General features: G+C 65.0%; 7 protein-coding genes and 1 pseudogene. 4 read left to right on the forward strand and 4 right to left on the reverse strand.

Annotation, left to right across the window (positions count from 1 at the left end):
- Window positions 1–71: 71 nt before the first annotated feature.
- Both F0357_RS21460 and F0357_RS25345 read right to left on the reverse strand, forming a co-directional pair.
- Entirely contained in the window at window positions 72–6722 is a 6651-nt protein-coding gene (locus F0357_RS21460; RefSeq protein ID WP_208948527.1) for a YDG domain-containing protein, read from the reverse strand.
- 386 nt (window positions 6723–7108) lie between these two features.
- Window positions 7109–8479, reverse strand: coding sequence for a glycosyltransferase family 4 protein (locus F0357_RS25345; protein ID WP_153489775.1), 1371 nt, complete (start codon window positions 8477–8479; stop codon window positions 7109–7111).
- Between the two features lie 365 nt (window positions 8480–8844).
- Here F0357_RS25345 and F0357_RS21470 point away from each other — a divergent pair, with 365 nt between their 5' ends.
- From F0357_RS21470 to F0357_RS21485, 4 genes and pseudogenes are all read left to right on the forward strand, one after another.
- Complete coding sequence (locus F0357_RS21470; RefSeq protein ID WP_208948528.1) at window positions 8845–10143, forward strand: capsule polysaccharide biogenesis protein; 1299 nt, start codon at window positions 8845–8847, stop codon at window positions 10141–10143.
- A 193-nt stretch (window positions 10144–10336) separates the two neighbouring features.
- A pseudogene (locus F0357_RS25565) lies at window positions 10337–12789 on the forward strand (type I polyketide synthase); the annotation flags it as partial.
- A 234-nt stretch (window positions 12790–13023) separates the two neighbouring features.
- Window positions 13024–17772 carry an SDR family NAD(P)-dependent oxidoreductase gene (locus F0357_RS25570; protein WP_376767854.1) on the forward strand — a complete coding sequence of 1583 codons (4749 nt, stop codon included), beginning with the start codon at window positions 13024–13026 and terminating at the stop codon, window positions 17770–17772.
- A 155-nt stretch (window positions 17773–17927) separates the two neighbouring features.
- Entirely contained in the window at window positions 17928–19106 is a 1179-nt protein-coding gene (locus F0357_RS21485; RefSeq protein WP_246161845.1) for an aminotransferase class I/II-fold pyridoxal phosphate-dependent enzyme, read from the forward strand.
- An 11-nt stretch (window positions 19107–19117) separates the two neighbouring features.
- On the opposite strand, the gene F0357_RS21490 is transcribed toward F0357_RS21485, so the two are convergent.
- Together F0357_RS21490 and F0357_RS21495 are read right to left on the reverse strand one after the other, a co-directional pair.
- Window positions 19118–19987 carry a lysophospholipid acyltransferase family protein gene (locus tag F0357_RS21490; protein ID WP_153489788.1) on the reverse strand — a complete coding sequence of 290 codons (870 nt, stop codon included), beginning with the start codon at window positions 19985–19987 and terminating at the stop codon, window positions 19118–19120.
- Window positions 19984–21420: a cytochrome P450 gene (locus tag F0357_RS21495; RefSeq protein WP_153489792.1), complete on the reverse strand. Its 1437-nt coding sequence runs from the start codon at window positions 21418–21420 to the stop codon at window positions 19984–19986. Before F0357_RS21495 ends, F0357_RS21490 begins: the two co-directional genes overlap by 4 nt.
- Between the last annotated feature and the right edge of the window lie 28 nt (window positions 21421–21448).

The raw sequence follows: 21448 nt of genomic DNA on the forward strand, positions 1-21448 counted from the left end.
AGCACCTGGAGAGATGCAACCGGTCGAAGCGGGGCGTCCGGCGGCGTCCGTTCGGTCGCCGCCGGCCGGGATCATTGCACCGTCGCAGCACCGTTGCCAGTCGGCGACGGCCGCGGGGTGGCGGCGGAGAAGGTGAGGAAGCGGCCGACGCGGCGGTTCTCGGGATGGGGCGTCGCGGTGCAGGCGGCGCTCGATGTCGCCCCGCCGGTGCAGCCGGAGTCGCTCTCCTCCGTCGTGCCGCCGCTCGTCCCCTGGGTGGTGCTGCCGCCGCCTTCGCCATCGCCACTGCCGGTCACCGTGAACATGGTGGAGCCGGTCGTGAACACGACCGTGGCGTTGGCGGCCGAGGTCTCGACGAAGCGGTTCGGCGTCGCCGCCAGCGTCGCGATCGCCGCAAGCGACAGGGCGCCCCCACCATTGTTCGGCGGAACCGGCGCGGCGGTGACGGTGAGCGTGCCCGGGACGTAGGTTAGGGCGTAGTTCGCCGAGGCGCCCAGCGTGCCCTGGAGGATGGCGTAGAGGCCGGCCGGTGAGGCCGAGGTTGCGGTGGCGGCGAGGGCGCCGGAGAGGGTGTCGCCGTTGACGAGGCTGCCGCTCGTCACGCTCCACGTCAGCCCGGGCACGCTGCCGCCGAAGGTCATCGTCTGGTTGTTCGCAGCGACCGTGATGGCCCGCTCAGCGACGCTGAGGCTGCCGGCCTGATAGGCGATCGTGTAGTTGGCGGAGGTCTGGCCCGAGGCGGTGAGGGCATAGGTGCCGGCGTTGACGGCGCCTTGCGCCGTCCCGCCATAGGCGAGCGTCCCGCCGAGGACCGAGGCGTTCTCGCCGTCGACGAAACCGGCATAGGTGACGCCGTTGCCGCCCGAGAATGCCTGTCCGTCATAGATCTTCGCGGCGTCGTTCGCCGTGATCGTGAGCGCGGCCGGGGTGATCGCCCCGACGTTGGCGGCGATCGTCGTCTGGGCGAGCTGGTAGTTGGTGGCGGCGGCGCCGGACAAAGACAGGCCGGTGGCGGTGACGGCGATGTCGGAGCCGACGTTGGCCCCGGCATAGGTGCTGCTCGACGGGGAGACGGAGACCGCGTCCGAGTTGATCACGCCCGACAAGGCGAGGTTGCTGGACGCAAGGCTCGCCGTGGTGGTGCCGTCATAGACCTTGGTGACCGGGCCGGTGAGCGTTGCGGTGAGCGTCGCCGGGGTGATCGTCCCGACGTTGGCGGAGACAGTCGTCTGGGCGAGCTGGTAGTTGCCGGCGGCGGCCCCGGACAAGGACAGGCCCGCGGCGGTAACGGAGATGCCCGAGCCGACATTGATCCCGGCATAGGTGCCGGTCGACGGCGTGACGAGGGTGACGGCGTCCGAGCCGATCGTAGTCGAGAGGGTGAAGTTTCCCGCGACGAGGCTCGCCGTGGCGTTGCCGTCGTAGACCTTGGTGATCGGGCCGGTCAGCGTCGCGGTCAAGGTCGCCGCGGTGATCGTCCCGACGTTCGCCGAGATCGTCGTCTGGGCAAGCTGGTAATTCGCGGCGGCGGCGCCGGACAGGGACAGGCCGGTGGCGGTGACGGGGATGCCCGAGCCGACATTGGCCCCGGCATAGGTGCCGGTCGACGGCGTGACGAGGGTGACGACGTCCGACCCGATCGTGGCCGAGAGGGTGAAGTTTCCCGCGACGAGGCTCGCCGTGGTGTTGCCGTCGTAGACCTTGGTGATCGGACCGGTCAGCGTCGCGGTGAGCGTCGCGGCGGTGATCGTTCCGACGTTCGCCGAGATCGTCGTCTGGGCGAGCTGGTAGTTGCCGGCGGCGGCGCCGGACAGGGACAGGCCGCTGGCGGTGACGGGGATGCTGGTGCCGACATTGGCCCCGGCATAGGTGCCGGTCGACGGCGTGACCAGGGTGACGGCGTCCGAGTTGATGACCCCCGTGAGATTGAAGTTGCCGCTGACGAGGTTGGCCGTGGCGTTTCCGTCGTAGGTCTTGGTGACGGTGCCGGTGAGCGCGGCGGTCAAGGTCGCCTTGCCGATGGTGAGCGTGCCGGTGCCGTAATCGACATAGGCGGTTCTGCCCGCAATGTCGGTCACCGTGATGACGGTGCCGCTTGAATAAAGATAGCTGCCCGCAGCGGTGGTCTGGTTGATGCGGGCATCCCATCCGAGTGTGACGTTGCCCGTTCCCAGTCCGCTGAGCTGGACGGTGGAAAGGGACGGATTGGCATCGCCATATGTCTTGGACGTGTTGCCGGAGAGCTGGACATAATCGTCGTAAAGGCCGGTCGAGATCGGCCGCAGCATCATATAGCCGTTGTTCGCGCCGCTGGTGGACTTCCCCCACACGCTGGTGAAATCCCAGCCTGCATCGATGAAGGTGAACGCGTTCAGCATCTCCGCTGTCGTCTTGCCGGTCGCGCCGGCAGACGAACCGGAACCGACGCCGTTCAATGTCGGGTTCGTCTCGTGATTCCAGAAGGAATTCGCGATGGTGCCACTGTTGAGGGCCCCGACCAGCCCGCCGACGCTGCTTGCGCCGCTCACGGCACCGGTCGCGTAGGTCTGGGTGATGGTGCCGCCGATCAGGACGCCGACCAGCCCGCCAGCATGATCGCCTGTGCTCGCTACGGCGCCGGTCGCATACGCCTGGGTGATGCTGCCGGCGATCATGCCCCCGACCAGCCCGCCGACGTTGCTTGCGCCGCTCACGGCACCGGTCGCGTAGGCGTGGGTGATGCTGCCGTTCATGGCCCCGGCCAGCCCGCCGACATTCATGCCACTGCCCGTAACGGCGCCGGTCGTGTAGGAATCGGTGATGGTGCCGGAATTTAGGCCGACCAGCCCGCCGACATAGTTCGCGCCCGTCATGCTGCCGCCCACCAGGCCGACCTTGCGGATGATCGCACCGACATCGGCATGGCCGAACAGCCCGACATAATCCGCGCTCCGGTTGACGGTGAGCCCATTGATGACGTGCCCCTGGCCGTCAAACGTGCCGGTGAACGTCGTCGTATTGTCGCTGACGGGCACGAAGCCGCCCGTTCCCCAGATGCCGGCCGCATTGGTGCCGGCGGTTTCGCTGGCGTCGATATCGGACCACAGCGCGTAGGAGCCGGACAGGTTGGTGTTGATGAGAACGAGCTGGTGCGTGTTGGTGATCGTGGCGATGCCGTTCGCGTCGGGCTGCGCCGCTTCCCAGCGGCCGATCGGCCGCATGTCCGCCGTCTGGTACCAGTCGGTGGAGAAGTTCCAACTCGCGTTGGCATATGGGGTCTGCGTGCGGGCGTCAGCCGTCGTCAGCGCGGTGATGCCGGCCGACGAGCCTTGGCCGACGCCACTGGTTTGATGGGTCGTTTCCATATCCCAAAAGGAATTCGTGATGCCGGAGTTGCTAGACCCGACGAGCCCGCCGACGGAGCTCGAGCCGGCCACGGCGCCGGACGCGTAGACCTCGGCGGCTGTGCCGTCGTTACCCCCAATCAGCCCGCCGACAATTGCGCCGCTGCCCGTTACGGCGCCGGTGGCGTAAGCGTTGGCGATCGTGCCGCCGGCGTTGTACCCGACGAGCCCGCCGAGGACGGTTGCGCCCGTTACGGCGCCGGTGGCGTAGGCCTGGGCGATCGTGCCGTCGGAGTGCCCGACGAGTCCACCGACGCTGTCTGAGCCCGTCACGGCGCCGGTCGCGTAGACTTGGGTGGTCGTGCCGGAGTTGAGCCCGATCAGGCCGCCGACATAAGTCCCGCCATTCACATGGCCGCCGGCGAGGCCGACCTTGCTTATCACCGCGCCGGAACCGGCATAGCCGAATAGGCCGACAAAATTCGTGTTCGGCCGGTTGATCACGAGCCCGCTGATGACGTGGCTCTGGCCGTCGAACGTGCCGGTAAACGGAAAAACCGAGTCCCCGATCGGCACGAAGCCGTCTGTGCCCCAGATGCCCGCCGCATTGGCGCCCGCGGTTTCGCTCGCGTCGATATTCAAGCCCAGCGCGTAGGAACCGGACAAGCTTGTGTTGATCAGCACGAGCTGGTGGGTATTGGTGACCGTGCCGACCCCGTTCACCGGCTGTGCCGCTTCCCAACGGCCGATCGGACGCATGTCGGCCGTCTGGTACCAATCGTTGGTGAAGTCCCATGACGTCCCGCCGGACGTGTAGGCCGCGGACGTGCGCGCCTGTGCCGTCGTCAGGCCGGTCCCGCCGCCCGCCGAGGATTGCTGGTGTGTCGTATCTTTGTCCCAAACGGAATTCGTGACCGTGCCATCTGGTGCGGACCCGATGAGGCCGCCCACATCGCTGGCGCCGGTCACGCTCCCGGAGGCGTAGGCCTGGGTGATGGTGCCGGAGAGTTCAACCCCGACGAGGCCGCCGACACCGTCGCCGCTGCCGGTCACGCTGCCCGTGGCGTAGACTTGAGTCATGGTGCCGCTGCCGGCCCCGACGAGGCCGCCGACACGTCCAGCGCCCGTCACGCTGCCGGTGGCATACGCCTGGGTGATGCTGCCGCCGCTGATCCCGGCGAGGCCACCGACGCGCTCTCCGCTGCCCGTCACGCTTCCGGTGCTGTAGGCCTGGGTGAGCGTGCCTCGGTTGCTCCCGATGAGGCCGCCGACGGTGTTACTGCCGGTCACGCTGCCGGTATTATAGGTCTGGGTGATGGTGCCGCGGAAGCTGATTCCGGCGAGGCCGCCCACAAAGGAGTTTCCCGTCACGCTGCCGCCGACGAGGCCGACATTGCGGATCGTCGCGCTGCTATCGACATAGCCGAACAGCCCGACATAGTTGGCGGTCGGGCGGTTGATCGTCAGACCCGTGATGACGTGCCACTGACCGTCGAAGGTGCCGGTGAACGAGGAACTCGAACCATCACCGATCGGCGCGAACCCCGCGCCGCTGTTCCAGGTCGCTGTGGCGCTGGCGTCGATGTCGCGGCCGAGGGCGTAGGTGCCGGCGAAGTTGGTGTTGATCGCCTGGAGCTGGCTGACGTTGTTCACCAGCATGGAGGCGGTGATGGTCGTGCTCGTTCCGGCATTGGCGGCGTAGCTCGTCGGCGCCGTGTAGCTCGTTGCGTTGTAGAAGATCGAGACGCCGCCGGAGGCGGTGGCGGTGATGCCCCCGCCGAAGGTCACGGTGCCGGTGCCCGTGCCGGTGTTGTCGGCGTGCAGCACGAGGGATGAGCCCGGTGCGCCGGCGATGTTGGCGTTCACGAAGATGCTGCCGTAGGCCGACAGCGTCAGGGTTGAGCCGCTCGACCAGGTGACGGCGTTCGCCACCGTGATGGTGCCGGCCTGGCTGCCGCCCGATCCGGTCGTGACGGTGACGTTGGCGGTGGAGAGTGCTGTCGTCAGCGTGCCGACATTGAGCACGCTGTCGTTGGCGTTGGCGTTGAAGCCCGACATGCCGGTGCTCGAGGCCGACGAGATCGTCAGGTTGTACGGATCGAGGAGCAGGGTGCCGAAGCGACCGGTGGGGGAGCGCAGGTCGGCGGTGCCGCGATAATCGAGCACGGCCTTGCCGGAGACCTCGGCGTCGCCGCCCGCCGTCACGCCCGTCGCGCTGATGGTGCCTTGGAATGTGGTGTGCTCGTCCGACCAGACGACCACCTTGCCACCGGCGCCCACGCTGCCGTCCGCCGCGATCGTCGCGCCCGCGGCGACGTCGACCGTCTTGGCGGTTGCGACCGTCTCGGTCAGATAGTTCGTCGCGGTGTTCTTGCCGCCCTGGTAATCGCCGCCGACGAGGACGGTGCCGCCGCTCGTGCCCGAGGCGTCGAGGCGGGCGGAGGAGGCGAGGGTGATGGCGCTGCCGCTCACCACGATGGAGCCGCCGGCATCGGTGTCGCCCTTGGCGTCGAGAGTGCCCGAGACGGCGACTTTCTTCGCCGAGACGCGGATCGCGCCGCCCTTCGCCTTGCCGCCGGACGAGGCGGACCGGGCGACAACCTTCTGGCTCACGTCCACGCGGCCGGTATCGCCGGCGGTCAGGAAGATGCGGCCGCCGGTCTTGGCGGTGCCGGTGGCGGCGACGATGCCGTCGGTGTTGCCGGCGAGCGCATAGACGTTGCCGCCATTGGCGCGCAGTTCCGCGGCTGCCGCCCGGATCTTGCCGCTCGTCTTCGCCTCGGTGTCGGCACCGCCGACCTTGACCACGAACTTGCCGCCGTCGAGGTCGCCGTCGCGGACGAGAACCTCGTAGCCGGCGGCGAGCGCCGCCGTGCCGTTCGGGGCGTCGATCGTTCCGGCATTCTCGACCTTGCGAGCGATCAGGGCGACGTCGCCGCCGAGCGACCCGATCTCGCCGTAGTTCACGACGCTCGCGGTCGACGTGCCTTTGAAGGTGAGGTCGCCGCCCTTCATGAAGTCGGCGTCGGGGACGTCGAGGGTGGAGGCGAGGAAGGAGCCGCCGGTTGCGATGCGGCCGGTGGTTCCGACCGTCACGCCGGCCGGGTTGACGAGGAAGAGGGAGCCGGTGGCGGTGATGGTGCCGTCGAGGCGGGAGGGAACGTTGCCGGTGACGCGGTTGAGCGTGGCGCCGGAGCCGTTCTGGAAGGCGACGGTGTTGCCCTGACCGACGGAGAAGGCGCGCCAGTTGATGATTGCGTTGCGGGAGGTTTGGGTGACGACGAGGCTCGTCCCTGAGGGCGTCGCGATGGTGGCCGCACCGGCTGCGACGGAGCCCCCGGTCGGCAACGATTGGGCGAAGCCCGGCCCGGCAAAGCCGACGACAAACGCAACGCTCACGAGAAGGCTCGCAGAGCCCCCGTTCCGAACCGCAGACATGATATCCCCCCCCCCCCCCCGTCCGCGCGACTGTGCGTGCGATTGTCCTTAGGGCATTACGCCACTTTTTAGTGCATTAAAGCTGGTTGATTATGCGGGTAAATGTCAACCGCAAAGTGCATCTCGCCGCAGTCCTGCCCTGGATATCTCGATTGTTGGGGGCGCGGGTCGGGATGAGCCTCGCGTAGGCGTTATCGAATATTGGAGATTCGTATAATTCAAATTGCAGATAGATAGCGCTGTATAGTGATTATGCCGCAGATCGCGGACGATAAAGATGCTAATACGAAAGTAAAGATAAATACTTTATCACAGCGTCAATATAGTCGAATTGAAATGGTGGGAAATCATAGGCCATCGAGTACGCCGCCAACGCGCGCCATGTAGGCATCCCAGCGTAGGGGACGGAATTCGGCAATGCGCTTTTTCAGCGCGCGATAGCTTTCGGTGTCCGCCGTGAGGTCCGAGATGGCGCGGTGCCAGGCTGTGGGGTCATGGGGGTCGAGATAGATGCCGAAAGCACCACTCGCCTCCCGGTGGGCCGGGATATCTGAGAGGACGGCTGGCGTGCCGACGCTCAAGGCTTCGACCGGGGGTAGGCCGAAGCCCTCGGCGAAGGACGGCATGAGCAGAGCGCGGGCGCCGGCGATGAGCCGGGCCAGGGCCGGACTGGACAAACCGGATGCGACGAGCACGTGGCCGCTCAACAGGTTCGATTGGCGGATCTCTTGCACGGCGTAGTCCGAGCCATGACCCGGCCGGCCGGCCAAGACCAAGCGTGGCGCAGCGGCTCCGTGCGCGGCAAGGAGTTCGCGCCAAACCGACAACAGCATGGACTGGTTCTTGCGGGGCTCGATCGCGCCGCAAACCACGAAATACGGGGTGGTAGCCGTGCCGCAGGCCGCCTCAGCGGGCGAGAACGCATCATCGATCGGCAGACCGAGGGGAAAGAGCGGGATGTGGCCGCCGCCGATGCTTGCGAGCTGGGTTTGAATCGCGTCCGCAGCCGCCTGTGTCGGCGTTATCACCGCGCGCGCGTAAGCGGCGGTATTTGCCATCACGCGACGGTGTTGCGCGACGGTCGAAGGGTGGACGAGATCAGGCCTCTCGAGAGGGATTGCGTCGTGCAGCATGAGGACGGCATCGACGTCGGGCCGTCGTCGGAGCCAGCCTAGGAGCGCGCCGTGCGAGACGCCGGTATGACCGATGTCCAGATAGATCGTTCGATTGGGGAGGCGCGACATCGCGCGACCCAGGCTGACGCCGCCTTCGAGGATCAAGGAGGCTAGGCGATTGTACAGCGGCGAGCGGGCCCCCCTCGAGGCCTCTCCATCCCGCGGTTCTCTTGCGCGCTCGCAGCCGTCGAGCCAATCGACCACGGTGGAGTAGACGCCATCCTCGCCGATCGACGCCGTTTCATTCCAGTAAGCGGCGAGCCGATCGCGCCCCTTGAGAATTCGCTCCCGCGGAAAGTACCGCATACCCCAGGGCGTCGGCAGCACGCCGAAGCAATCGGCCGGCCAATGATCGAGCAGATGGGAGATATAGCCGAAATCGATCCGCTCAATGCCGCGCGGCGTCGGCGACAGCGAGCCGAGGAGGGCACGGATCAAACTGAACGCAATGGGGCGGTGCATGAGCGTGGTTCCGGGCTCCGTCCGACGACGGCGATCGAGATGGAAATGCGCGATCGCCTCTGGCGATTTCGTGCTCTTCACCGATGTGAGGGTCGAACGATGTCATACGGGTAACGCCGGGCAAGGCAAGTGACGAGTTCCCCGGGGTTATCGGCGACGTCGGGGGCGCGATTGTTCATCAGCATGGGCAAAGGTGCGGGGGCGCGTCCCGATTGGGAACCACGGGGCCGCAGGGGGGGCTAACCGACTGAGCCTCGAAGGTCATGCGTCTCTCGGTCAGCGTGATTCTCGATGGATGGTGTAGACGCGCAAAAGTCGTTTCATGGCTTGGTTCAATCAAAGCGTGCTCATCCCCTTGACTTGCGCGCGCCGCCGCATCTAGAACGCCCGGGCTGTTGCCGAAGCGTGATGTGCCGCCTAGCCGTCGTCCGCGGCCGATGGGTTGGATGCTGCCTGTGAGTGGAAGGGGCCGAGAGCGCATTCTTTTTCTGATGGGCCCGCCGAGTATATTTTGGCGAGAACTGTCATTCGCTCTCGAAGAAGGTGGTCATTCGGTCTTTAAGATCAATTTGAATCTAGGCGATGCCATCTGGTGGCGTCGCCGCGGCGCCGTTGCGTTTCGAGGGCGGTTTGCCCGTTGGGAGGCGTTTCTCGACCGGTTCGTGGCTGACTATGGGATCACACAGATCCTTTATTATGCGGATCGCCAACCCTACCATATCGTTGCTCAAAGGGTCGCCAAGCGGCGCGGGATCGATGCGTTCGTCCTGGAAAACGGCTATCTGCGTCCGGATTGGATAACGCTTGAGCGAAATGGAATGAGTTTATACTCGCATTTCCCATCGAATCCCGAACAGATCCGTGCCTTGGCGGAGAAATTTCCGGAACTAAATCTCTCAATCCAATATCGGCATGGCTTTGTGATCGAGATGGCTAGCGAGATTTGTTACAATTTTCTAGCAAGATTCTATCGTTTTAGCTATCCGTTGTTCCGATCTGGGGCCTACTATAACCCGTTCGTCGAATATTTCCCGGGCGTTGTCTACAAGATCTCGGCGCGACGGCGCGAGGCGGTGGCTCGTAGGATTGTCGGCACCTTGAGCGCTGCGCGCCGCCCCTTCTATCTTTGCCCGCTGCAGTTGCAGTCCGATAAGCAGGTGCTGGAGAATTCTCCGTTCCGGCACATCACCGCCTTCATCGAGCAAGTCATCGCCTCGTTTGCCGCATATGCGCCGGCCGATTCCGTTCTCCTCTTCAAGGAGCATCCCCACGACAACGGTGTCGAGAAATGGGCGCGCCGCATTGGGCAAATCGCGATGCGGTTCGGTATCGGGGAGCGCGTCGAATTCATCGGCGGCGGGGATCTGGGTGAGATCCTGCGACACGCCCGCGGCTGCGTGTTGGTGAACTCCACCGTAGGTCTGTATGCTTTACGCGCCGAGGTGCCGACCAAGGCGCTCGGAACCGCCATCTACGACGTTCCAGGTCTTACTGACCAAAGATCACTCGATGATTTTTGGAGCGATCCATCGCCGGTGGATATGGAGTTGCTCCATGCCCTGCTAAGGGTGATGTCCGGTACCGTTCAGGTCAAAGGGTCGTTCTACGATCCTGTTGGCAGGGCGGCGGCGATCGAGGAGATTGTTGGGCGGTTGGGATTGGGACGGGTCAACGGAGTTGCCGACGCTGGATGCGCGCCGCGTTTGCCGGGTGCTTGTAAGGGGGGCAAGCATGACGTTTGGTGAGGTGCCGTCGATAGAGGATCGGTTTTCCGTCGAGTACCCATAATGAGTAGCGAGTAGGGACTGTTACAATTGTGAGATTTTTTGGATATATTTTTGAGTGAAGATACTGTGTTTTGCCATTCGGCTGTGATGAGGTGCTGTTGATGTCCGCACGCGCGCACGGGGAAAGCATCCGAAAGCCGAGCCGATCGCGATGACGGCGGCTCGTGGTTCTGTGGTGTTTGATGCGGCCATCGTGGGAGCGGCCTGTCGGCTTCCGCAGGCGGATTCGCTGGATGCGTTTTGGGGCGTTCTGCGCGAGGGGCGGAACGTCGTCACCGAACGGCCGAGCGGTCGCTGGAGCGTAGAGCGCTTCCTGCGTCCCGGTCCCCCGAGCCCGGCTTTGCCTACACGTTTGCCGGGGGTTACATAGACCAGCCTTTCGCGTTCGATCCCGGTCCGTTTGGGCTGTCGCCGCGCGAGGCCGGCCAGATGGACCCGCAGCAGCGCGTGCTTTTGGAAGTCGCGTGGTCCGCTTTTGAGGACGCCGGGATACCGCCGAGCTCTTTGTCGGGGCAAAGCGTCGGTGTTTACGTCGGCGCCTCGCAGGTCGATTACCAGAACAGCGCCTCCAATGACCCGGCGGTCATGGAGAGCCATTATATGACCGGCAATTCGTTGTCGGTGCTCGCCAACCGAATTTCCTACGTCTTCGATTTTCACGGCCCGAGCTTCACGGTCGACAGTGCTTGCTCGTCGTCCTTGGTCGCGCTCAACGAGGCGATGTCGGCTTTGAAGGACGGGCGGGTCGATCTCGCCTTGGTCGCCGGCGTCAATCTGCTTCTCTCGCCGGCGCCGTTCATCGGATTCAGCCAGGCGCGCATGCTCTCGCCGACGGGTCTTTCGCGGCCGTTCTCGCAATTGGCGGACGGCTATGTGCGGTCGGAAGGCGCGGTCGTCGTCCTGTTGCGCCGCCTCGAAGAGGCGCGTGCCAGAGGCGAGCGGGTCCGCAGCGTCGTCATGGGGACAGCCGTGAACTCCGACGGCCGAACGACCGGCATTTCGTTGCCGTCGATCGAAGGCCAGAGGGATCTGATCGCGTCGCTTCATGGGGTGATCGGACTCGATCCCCGGCACCTGGCGTTCGTCGAAGCCCACGGCACCGGCACGAAGGCGGGAGACCCGGTCGAGGCTGCGGCAATCGGGGAGGCGCTGGCGGCATCGCGCCGTCCGATGCCGCTCCTCGTCGGCTCCGCCAAATCGAATGTGGGCCATCTGGAGGCCGCCTCCGGTCTTGTCGGCCTCGCCAAGTCCATGCTCGCGATGGAGCGTGGTTGGCTCCCCCGTTCGGTGTTCAGCGAACTCGCCAATGAGGCCATCGACTTCGCGGGGCTCAATCTGCAGCTTGCCGCGGACGGAGCACCGCTGGAGGCAAAGGGTGAGCCCCTCTTCTGCGCGATCTGCAATTACGGCTTCGGTGGGACGAATGTTCACGTTGTGATGCGGAACGGCGAAGCCGCTCCGCCGCGTCGGTCTGTGCGCCACTCGGCTCAGGCTCTCGTCGTGTCCGCGTCGAGCCCCGAGGCGTTGCGAGCACGCGCGCGGCAGATGAGCGACGTTCTCGCTGGCGGCGTGCGCCCGGAGGATCTCGCGGCCACGCTCGGTCACCGGCGCGAGTTGATGACCAACCGCATTGCGATACCTCTTGCTGATCCGGAGGCGGTGGTACCGGCACTGAGGGCGTTCGCGCACGGTGAGGACGCCGCACCCAAAGGCGCGGCGGTTGCGACAGCCGCGTGGGAGGGGCAGAAGTTCGGCTTCATCTTCTCTGGCAATGGCTGCCAGTTCCAGGAGATGGGCCGGGCCGCGTATCTCGGCTCCGCCGAGTTTCGCTCCCAGATTGCGGAACTCGACCTTTTCTTCCAGCCCTTGGCGGGCTGGTCACTCGCCGCGTCCTTCCTCTCCGGGGTCGGGAAGGATAGGTTGGCGCAGACGTCGGTCTGCCAACCTCTGATTTTTGCGGTGCAGTCCGCTTTGGTGGGCTGCCTCGCCAAGGCGGGGATCCGGCCGGACGTGTTGATCGGCCATTCCATGGGCGAGGTGGCTGCCGCGGAGGCGAGCGGGGCGATATCGAGGTCCGAAGCGGTCAGGCTGATCTATATCCGCAGTCACTACCAGGAGGCTGTCCGGGCTGGCGGGACGATGATGGTCGTGAGTGCGGATGCGGCTCACGTCGGGAATCTGATCGCGAAGTGCGGCCAGCCACTGGTCGAGATAGCGGCTCACAACAGTTCCACGTCGACTACCGTCTCGGGTCCGGCTGAGGCTCTTACAGCGTTCGCCGGCTTCTGCCGTCGGAGCAAGGTCGCGACGATATCGCTGGAGATCGATTATCCCTTCCACTCCTCGGCGCTCGACGGGGTCGAAGGCGGCATTCGGAATGATCTCGCCGATCTCGCGCTCGGCATTTCCGCGATCCCGATCGTTTCAACCGTCACCGGTGGTGTGGTGCCGGGTTCAGCGCTCGATTCCGGGTATTGGTGGCTCAACATCCGCAGGCCTGTTCTATTCCGCCAAGCCGTCGAGGCGGCGATTGCGGAGGGAACGCATCGCTTCATCGAAATCGGGCCGCGCCCGATCCTCACGGGCGCGATCAAGGACCTCCTGCGCCAGGCTTCGGTCGACGGCGAGGCGATCGGAACCCTTTCTGATCGCGAAAGTCCGGATCGTGATCCTCTCCAGTCGATCATCGCGCTCCTGGTCGCCAAGGGCGTCGCTGTCGATAAGGATATTGTTTTCGGAACGCCCCCGGCGCGCGCCGTTTCCGTGCCGCCTTACCCTTTCCAGCGTCAGAACTTCAATCTTCGCGGCACCTCCGAAGCGCTGCTTTATTATGGCGCGATGGCCGGGGCGAAGGCGCGGCATCCGCTCCTGGGGTACCGCCTCGCCGATGGTTCCCCGGAGTGGCGTTCGCTTCTCGATGCACGCCTCGTTCCGTGGCTCAACGACCACAAGGTGGACGGCAGCACGGTCGTTCCGGCCTCAGGCTTGGTCGACATGGTGCTTACGGTCGGCGCATCAATCTACGGGGACGAGGTCGCTCTCGAGATTGACGATTTCGACATCTCCAAGGCGCTCGTCGTCAGCGAGGATGAGACCCGAGAGGTTTCGACGCGCTGGTTCGAACAATCGGAGATTGTGGAGATCAGGAGCCGAAAGCGCTTTGCACCGGCGGAAGGCGATTGGCTTCTTCACGCGCGCGGGCGCGTCTCGAAGACCCGGCGGAGCCGAAACCTTCCCTTGGCCCCTCCGATCGTCGCGGAAAAGGTCCGGAACACCGCCGAGGAAGTCTATGCGGAAGCCCTGCGCGCCGGCCTCGATTACGGCCCCCGGTTCCGCCTCGTCTCGCATATCGAACGGGACCACGTCACGACTGACGCTCTTTTGGCGCACGCGGATGTGGGCCTTGGCGGTGAGTTCGGTTTCGTGCTGCACCCGGCCTCGTTCGATGCAGCTCTGCACGGCCTGTTCATCTCCCGGCCGCAGAAGGACGGTGAGACCAAGGCTTATATGCCGGTGCGCATCCGAAAGCTGTGTGTCTGGGACCGTGGCGCGGACATCCGCCGATCGATCTCCCTTCTCACGCAGGAATCCGATCGTTTCAAGACCGTCGCCATCACGCTCATGACGGAGGACGGTGTGGTTGTCGCCGCGGTCGAGGCGGTTGTCCTGCGCAGCGTCTATCTTTCGAAAGCGACCATTTCCGATCGGACTTTCCATCGCGAGATTGTGCCGCTCGTCCGGCCAGATTTGCGCACCGCGCTGGCGGATATCCGAACGCGCCTGCGGCAGGCGCGGGATGCAGCCTTGCCGCCGCAATGGCTCTTGGTGAGGGCGTTTTGCGTTTCCCTTGCGCATCAGATCTTTACGCGGCTGACCGAGGACGGGGCTGCACTCTCACCCAATCAACTCGTCGCATCGGGCCGGGTCTCCGCGAAGGCTCGCGCCTACGTCGAGGTCATGTACGACGTGATGAGCGAGTTCGAGACGAGTGCCGGGCCGGGGAATCAGACGCGCTCGCGGGCGGCGATGAATTTTCCCACGCCAGAGGCTCTTCTTGCGACCCTCACGCAGCGTTTTCCGGCCGCGAACATCGAAATTCGGCTGTGCTCGAAGGCCCTCGAATATGCCGAGGAAACCGTTCGGACCGGTCAGTTCCCGCCCACGAGCGATTGGCTCGTCCGCACCTTGGAAAGCGAAAGCGTCCTGACCGCCCCGGTCGTGGAGGCGATTGCCGACGCTTTACGGAAGCTCGCCGAGCGAGCCGGCAAGCAATTGCGCGTCCTCGCCCTGGAGCCGTTCGGCGCGGGCTTGATCGACGCCTTCGCCTCTCTCGCGGAGACCGGCAAGATCGAAGTCACCTTCGCCTCCAAGGATGCCACGGCCCTGGACCAAGTGCGCTCGCACTTTGGCACGGAGGCGCTCGTCGACTACCTTCTCGTCACGCCCGAGATGGGTGGGCAGCCGATCCCCTTCGATGCGTGCGTCGCCTTCGCCACGTCCGAGCTTGCACGCGAGGACGCGAACACCCTCGAACAACTCGTTGCTCTGCTCCATTCGAACGCTCCCGTGATCATCGGCATTCCGGGCGCGGAACCCGCGTTCGACATGCTCTGCGGCCTTTGGGAGAGTTGGCTGAAGCTCCTTCCGAGCGGCGCCTATCAGGGTCGGACACCGCATCCGGATTCGGTCGCGCGCCGGCTGCGCAAGGCCGGCGTCGAGGATATCGAGGTTCTAGCCGCCCGCTCGGGGCTCGGCCGCTTAGTGGTTGGGAATGCACCGGCGAGCCGGCAGAGCGAGGGCGGCTTCGGCGCTATCACCGGCCCCGTCGTCGTCGTGACGGAGAACGAGCGGGATTCGCGGGCCACGATGCTTCGCAGTTTCGTTCAGGTGCTCGCGACCGGCCCGGACCCTGCGGGCGCCCTTTCGCCCTGGCTGAAGTCGGCCCCCGCCGGGGAAATGCCGACCTTTGTGGTCTTGGCTCATGCGCTTGGTGACGCTCCCACGGAACAGCTTACCCAGCGCATCGCCTATTTGACGGCCTTGCTCAAAGTGCTCGATCTCGCGCGGCGCGAGGTTCGCCTGTTCGTCATCACCGAGGGCGCTTACGATCCGACGAGCGACAACGCACCGGTGGAGGCCGGCGTGTGGGGATTCGTCCGCGTCGCGATCAACGAATATCCCGGCATCGATATCCGCCTGATCGACGTTCAGGCCGGCGGCCAGATCGAGGACATCGCGAAGGTCGTTTCGCTTCCCGGTGACGAGCGTGAGTGGATCATCGGGGCTAACGGTGCCGCTGCCAACCGCATGCGTCGCGGCATCGAACGGCCCGTCGAGATCACCGCGGAAGAGCGGAGCGTTCTGCGGTTCGACCAGCCGGGTCGGCTCGACAGCTTCGTTTGGGAGATCGAGCCACGTGTGGCGGTGCCGGCCGGCAGCATCGAGATCGAGGTCGCGGCGGTCGGTCTTAATTTCCGCGATATCCTCGTCGGCCTGGGTATCCTCGACGATGATCTGCTAGGGGCCGGTCTGACAGCGGCTTCGCTCGGTTTCGAATGCAGCGGGACCGTCGTGGGTGTCGGAGAAGGGGTCGAGCGGTTTGCGGTCGGCGACGGCGTCATGGGCTTTGCGTCGAACGCCTTCGCGACCCATCTCGTCGCGCCCGAATGGCAGTTCTTCGTGGTTCCTGGCGGTGTGAGCCTGGAAGCGGCGGCCTCCATTCCGGTTGCATTCGCGACGGCGTGGTATGCGCTCGTCGATCGCGCTCAGCTCAAGGCGGGTGAGGACGTCCTCATCCACGGAGGGGCCGGCGGCGTCGGTCTTGCTGCGATCCACATCGCAAAGCGGATCGGTGCGCGGATTCTCGCGACGGCATCGGACCGAACCCGCCGCCGTGTCGCCTTGAGTGCCGGCGCTGATCTCGTCTTCGAGTCGAGGCACGAGCGTTTCGCGACCCCAATCGCCCAGACGGTCGGCGGCGTCGACGTGGTGTTGAATTCGCTCGCAGGTCCAGGGATGCTCGCGAGCTTCGGCCTCGTGAAGCCTTTCGGTCGCTTCATCGAGCTAGGAAAGCGGGACTATCTGGAAAACTCCCCGCTCGGGCTGAGGCCGTTCGTCCGCAACCTGTCCTATTCGGGCGTCGATCTCGACGAGTTGTTGGCTCATAATCGTGTGGCCGTTCAGGGCCTCATGAAGGAGATCTCTGACGGCCTGCAACGAAACGAGCTCAAGGCGCTGCCGCACCGGATTTACGAAGGCCATGAGGTCGCGCGCGCGTTCCGTTCGATGCAGGCGTCGGAGCATCTGGGCAAGATCGTCGTGAGGCCCAGTCGGCACGCACGCAGAGACATGCCGGCTGGTGCGTTCAACGCTGCGCCGGGCGTCTACCTCATCGCCGGCGGGACCGCGGGCTTCGGCTTTCGCACGGCGTGCTGGCTGGCGGAGAAGGGGGCGACCACCCTCGTTCTGGCCTCGCGTCGCGGACGGATCGAAGAGGGGAGCGAGGCGGAGGTTGCCAAGCTTCGCAAGCGCGGCGTGAAGGTGATCATCGAGGCGCTGGATGTCACCGATCTTGCAGCGACGCGGGCCCTCGTCGACGATGTCGTCCGCGAGCATGGGCCGATCCGGGGTGTCGTTCATGCTGCGGTCCATCTCGACGATGGACTGATCAAAAGCCTGGAGCCCGCCAGCCTGCGGAAATCGCTCGCCGCTAAGACGGAAGGCGCCCTCAATCTGGAGGCCGCGACGGACGCTCAGCCTCTCGATTTCTTCGTGCTCTACTCTTCGGCGACAACGATGATCGGAAGCCCCGGTCAGGGCGCCTATGTTGCCGCGAACGCTTTCCTAGAGGGCCTCGCCCGCAAGCGCCGTGCGCTGGGTAAGCCTGCTCTGTCGATCGGCTGGGGGGCGATCTCCGATGCCGGTATCATCGCCCGCGATCGCCAACTCGGGGAGCGTCTGCGCCGGACGACGGGCGTCGTCGGCATTCGCTCGTCAGAATTGCTGGCTCATCTGGGTCGCCTTCTGGCGCTGGGCGATCGCGCCGACCCGACGCAGTTCTACACGAATGTGGCGAGCGGAGGCGTTGCGGGGAAGCTCGCCTTGCTCAACACACCCGCTTTCACAGGGCTCGGCATCGCCCGGCGGGCCGACGTCGGAGAGGATTCTGGTGACTTAGCGACGGCGATCGCAGGCCGCCCGCGGGAGGATGCGATCACGGTGATCGCCGGGCACCTTCGCCGCGAGGTCGCGACGATCCTCCGGATGAACGAGGCCCACGTGGATCCCAATCTGCCGCTTGGTGATATGGGCCTCGACAGCCTGATGGCGCTCGAGCTTCACGTTGGGATCGAACGGCTGGCGGGTGTTCAGATCCCGACCGTCGGCATCAGCAACCGGCGCCTCATGGATGTCGCGATGCTGATCCATGATCAGTTGTCGGGTGGCGAGCCGACGTCGACCCTGGATGAGACCGGCGTCGAGATCATTCAGCTTCTGTCGGCCCATACGACGAACGAGGTTGCGGTCGAAAAGGTCGGCGAGTTGCAGCGGAGGCTGAGAACGGCCTCGGCAGGAGGTCCGGCCTGATGCCGACAAGTCATGATCCGCTGTCCGACAATGAGCTGCAGCAATTGTTGTCCGCGATGCAGCCCGGGCAGGATCGCGAACGGCGGTCGGCACACGTCCACGCGCTGAAGCCGCGATCGGCGCCGAGCTTCGAGACGCACCCATCCTACGTGAACATGAAGGTGCAGCGCGACTTTGCCGCGCTTCTCCAGATTCAGGACCCCTATTATAGGCTGCATGAAGCGCGCGCCGGCGCTGAGACGGTTTTGAACGGCTTGCCGGTGTCGAATTTCGCCTCTTACGACTATCTCGGGCTGAACGGTCATCCGGAGATTCTCGAGGCTGTGGCGGAGGCGACGCGGGAGTTCGGAACGTCGGTCTCCGCGAGCCGGATCAGCGCCGGAGAGCGGCGCGTTCATCGCGATCTCGAGGAGGCGCTCGCGCGTACTTATGAAACCGACGCGGCGATCGCCTTCGTTTCCGGTCACGCGGCAGCCGTCTCTACGCTCGGCACCCTGATGGGGCCGAGAGACCTCATCGTCCACGACGCGGTGATCCACAATTGCGTCGTCGTCGGCGCTCAGCTCAGCGGCGCGGCGCGGCGTCTTTTCCCTCACAATGATCTCGACGCCCTTGATGCGCTTCTCGCGGACGAACGCAACCAGTTCGATCGCGTCATGATCGTGAGCGAGGGCCTGTTTTCGATGGACGGCGATGGCCCCGACCTCGCCCGACTGATCGAGATAAAGCAGCGGCACGGCTGCTTCCTAATGATGGACGATGCCCACGGCCTCGGACCGCTCGGTGAGAATGGCCGAGGCATCTTCGAGCACCAACGGGTCGATCCCGCAGGGGTCGACCTTTGGCTCGGCACCATGTCCAAGACGTTGGTGAGCTGCGGTGGCTACGTCGCCGCCAATGCGGTCATCGTGGACATTCTCAAGCACCACGCTCCCGGCTTCGTCTACAGCGTCGGGATGCCGGCCGGTCAGGCCGTCGCCGCGACGAGCGCCCTTACCATCATGCGGCGGGAGCCCCAGCGGGTGGCTAGGTTGGCGTCGCGGTCACAGCGCTTCTTGAAGGCGGCGAAGACAGCAGCGCTCGATGTGGGCGATGCTTGGGGCTACGGCATCGTGCCCGTGATCGTGGGCGACACCATCAAGACGCTCCATCTGGCGGAGCGTCTGCTCGGGAGGGGTATCAACGCGTTCCCGATTTTGCCACCTGGCGTTCCCGAGAAATCGGCACGCCTCCGCTTCTTCATCAACGAAACCCACACGGATGAACAAATAGACCAGGCGGTGGCGCTGACCGCCGAAATCCTAGGCTCCATCGAGGTCCCGAGGATCTTCTGAGAAGATGCCGGTTAAACCGGCAGCGGCTCGATGGAATCGTCGAGGAAATACCAGCTTTCCAGGTGCGAGGAGATGATCGGCTCGATCCGCGCATTAAGGAGCGCGACGTCCTCGATCAGGTCCGGCTCGTTGCGCGTCGGAAGAGTGAACATCTCCGTCATATTCAGCTTGAAGCGGCAGCGCGGCAGCCGCTCGACATAGCTGACGTTGAGGTGCGCGTTGGCCTTTCGGGCTAGGCGGGCGATGATCGCGAGGTTGCCGCGTGTATGAGGCGTCCGTCCGAACAGTGGTGCCATCGTGCGGCCGTCCCGTGCCTCGTCCCCGAACATGAAAACGAAGCCGTTCCGCTTCAAGAGGGCCAGCGAGGTGCGCAGGCCCTGAAGGTCCGGCGGCAGCAACCGGAAACCGAACCGCTCGCGCACGTCCACCACGATCCGTCGCTGCACCTCACTTGACGGCGGCTCATAGAACGCCGCGGTCGGGATACCGAGATCCTGAAGCCCGGCGCCCATCGCCTCCCAGTTCCCGATATGAAGTGCGATCGAGACGACGGGCATGCGTCCGTGCTCTTGGCCAAGCCGAACCAGGTTGTCGCTATAGATCAGCCGGCCTTCAGCCTTGAGGCGATGCAGAACGGCATATTCGCCGTAGAGGCGCCCGACATTCTCCATGTACCGGCGAACCGCCGCGTCGATCTGGTCCTCGCTCCAGTCGGGATGATGGAGACGGAGGTTGCGCGTCGTGCCGGCGATCACGCCCTTGAGGAACAGCTTGATGTTCGTCCGCGTGATGATGCTGCCGATCATCGACGCAGACTCGGTCGGAAGCTGCTGGAGACATCTGTAGATTGCTGCCTCGAACGCGTCCCGCGCCTTGCTCATGCCGCGGCTCCGGAAACGCTGGCCCAGCGGCGCGGTTCGATCGTCACGGGCAGTCCGCCGTTCGGCCGCAAGGTGAGGCGGCACACGGGCTCGACCCTGTAGCCGGGCCTGACGCGGATCGAGAAGCGCTGTGCGAGGATCGCCAAGCACAAGATCGCTTCGCTGAGGCCGAAATTCAGACCGGCGCAGATGCGCGGACCGACCGAGAACGGGATGAAGGTGTAGGGTTCGATCCGGGCGTCGTTCAGAAACCGTTCCGGCAGGAAATGGTTCGGCCGATCCCAGAGATCGCGCGCGCGATGGAGGAGCCACGGTGCGATCATGACGAGTGCTCCTTTCTCGACGTCGACGGCGCCGATCCGATCAGCATCTCGGGCCTGACGAGGAAGCAGCGGAACCGGCGGATAGAGCCGCAGCGTTTCCTGGATGACGCTTTTGCACCAATCGAGCCGCGGCAAATCCTCCAACGTGGGGGTCCGATCGCCGCATACGGTGTCGATTTCGGTGAGCATCGCGGAGCGGACCCACGGAGCGTTGTCGAGCAGGTACCAAGCCCAGGCGAGAGTCGTCGCCGTCGTCTCGTGGCCCGCCATGAAGATGGTCGCGGCCTCGTTACGCAGGGCGGTGACGTCGAGCGCGCTCTCGGGATTCCGAGCGTTGCGCCGTAGCAGGAGGTCGACCATCGACCCCGCGTCCCCGTGGCCGTCGAGATGGGCGGTGATGACATCGTCCACGACCGCGTGCACCATTCTGATCGCCCGACGTTTTCCCGGTCCGAGCCGCACCTTCCAGCCCTCGTCCAAGCCGAGGAAATAGCCGAGATTGAACGAGTCGATCGTCTTCTGGTACCGCGAGAAGCCGTTGACGACGCGGTTCGCCGCCTCGCCACCGAGATTGCGCCCGAACACGGTCTTGGCGATGATCTCCGCAGTCAGCGCGGCCATCTCGGAGACGATATTGAATTCTTCGCCCGGCGGCATCTCACGCCATTGGTCGGCCTTCGCGACCGTAATCTCCTCGATCGTCGGCGCGAATTCCGGCACACGCTTCTTATGGACGATGTCGGCGACGAGCGGCCGCCGCGCGGCCCAGGTCGGACCATCGGAGATGAACAGGCCGTCGCCCAGCAGCCCCTCGAGCGCGCGTCGCATCTGCGGGCTCTTGCGTTCGTAATTGTGGTGGGCCGTCGCCATCACGTAGCGGACCCACTCGGGAGAGTTCACCAGGACGAGTTGGCGATTGAGAATTCGGAAGGAGTCGACGCCGGACCGGTAATCATCCTCGGTCCAGTTCCCGATCAGACTGTGGCGCGCGCCCAAGACCATGCTGACGATGGAAGGCGGCGTTTTCCGCGGTTCGGGATGGGCGGCGACGAAATAATCGTCACCGCGCTCTTCGACGACGCGTGCCGGCTTGTAGAGGCCTAGATACATAGCACTGATCGTAGCATGCGGCGGGCGA

It is taken from the genome of Segnochrobactrum spirostomi, assembly GCF_009600605.1.
Lineage (GTDB): Bacteria > Pseudomonadota > Alphaproteobacteria > Rhizobiales > Segnochrobactraceae > Segnochrobactrum > Segnochrobactrum spirostomi.

Coding starts and splice junctions, on each gene's coding strand:
- F0357_RS21470 (WP_208948528.1), top strand. CDS start 8,845: ATGCTGCCTGTGAGTGGAAGGGGCCGAGAGCGCATTCTTTTTCTGATG.
- F0357_RS25570 (WP_376767854.1), top strand. CDS start 13,024: ATGGCCGGGGCGAAGGCGCGGCATCCGCTCCTGGGGTACCGCCTCGCC.
- F0357_RS21485 (WP_246161845.1), top strand. CDS start 17,928: ATGAAGGTGCAGCGCGACTTTGCCGCGCTTCTCCAGATTCAGGACCCC.
- F0357_RS21490 (WP_153489788.1), bottom strand. CDS start 19,987: ATGAGCAAGGCGCGGGACGCGTTCGAGGCAGCAATCTACAGATGTCTC.
- F0357_RS21495 (WP_153489792.1), bottom strand. CDS start 21,420: ATGTATCTAGGCCTCTACAAGCCGGCACGCGTCGTCGAAGAGCGCGGT.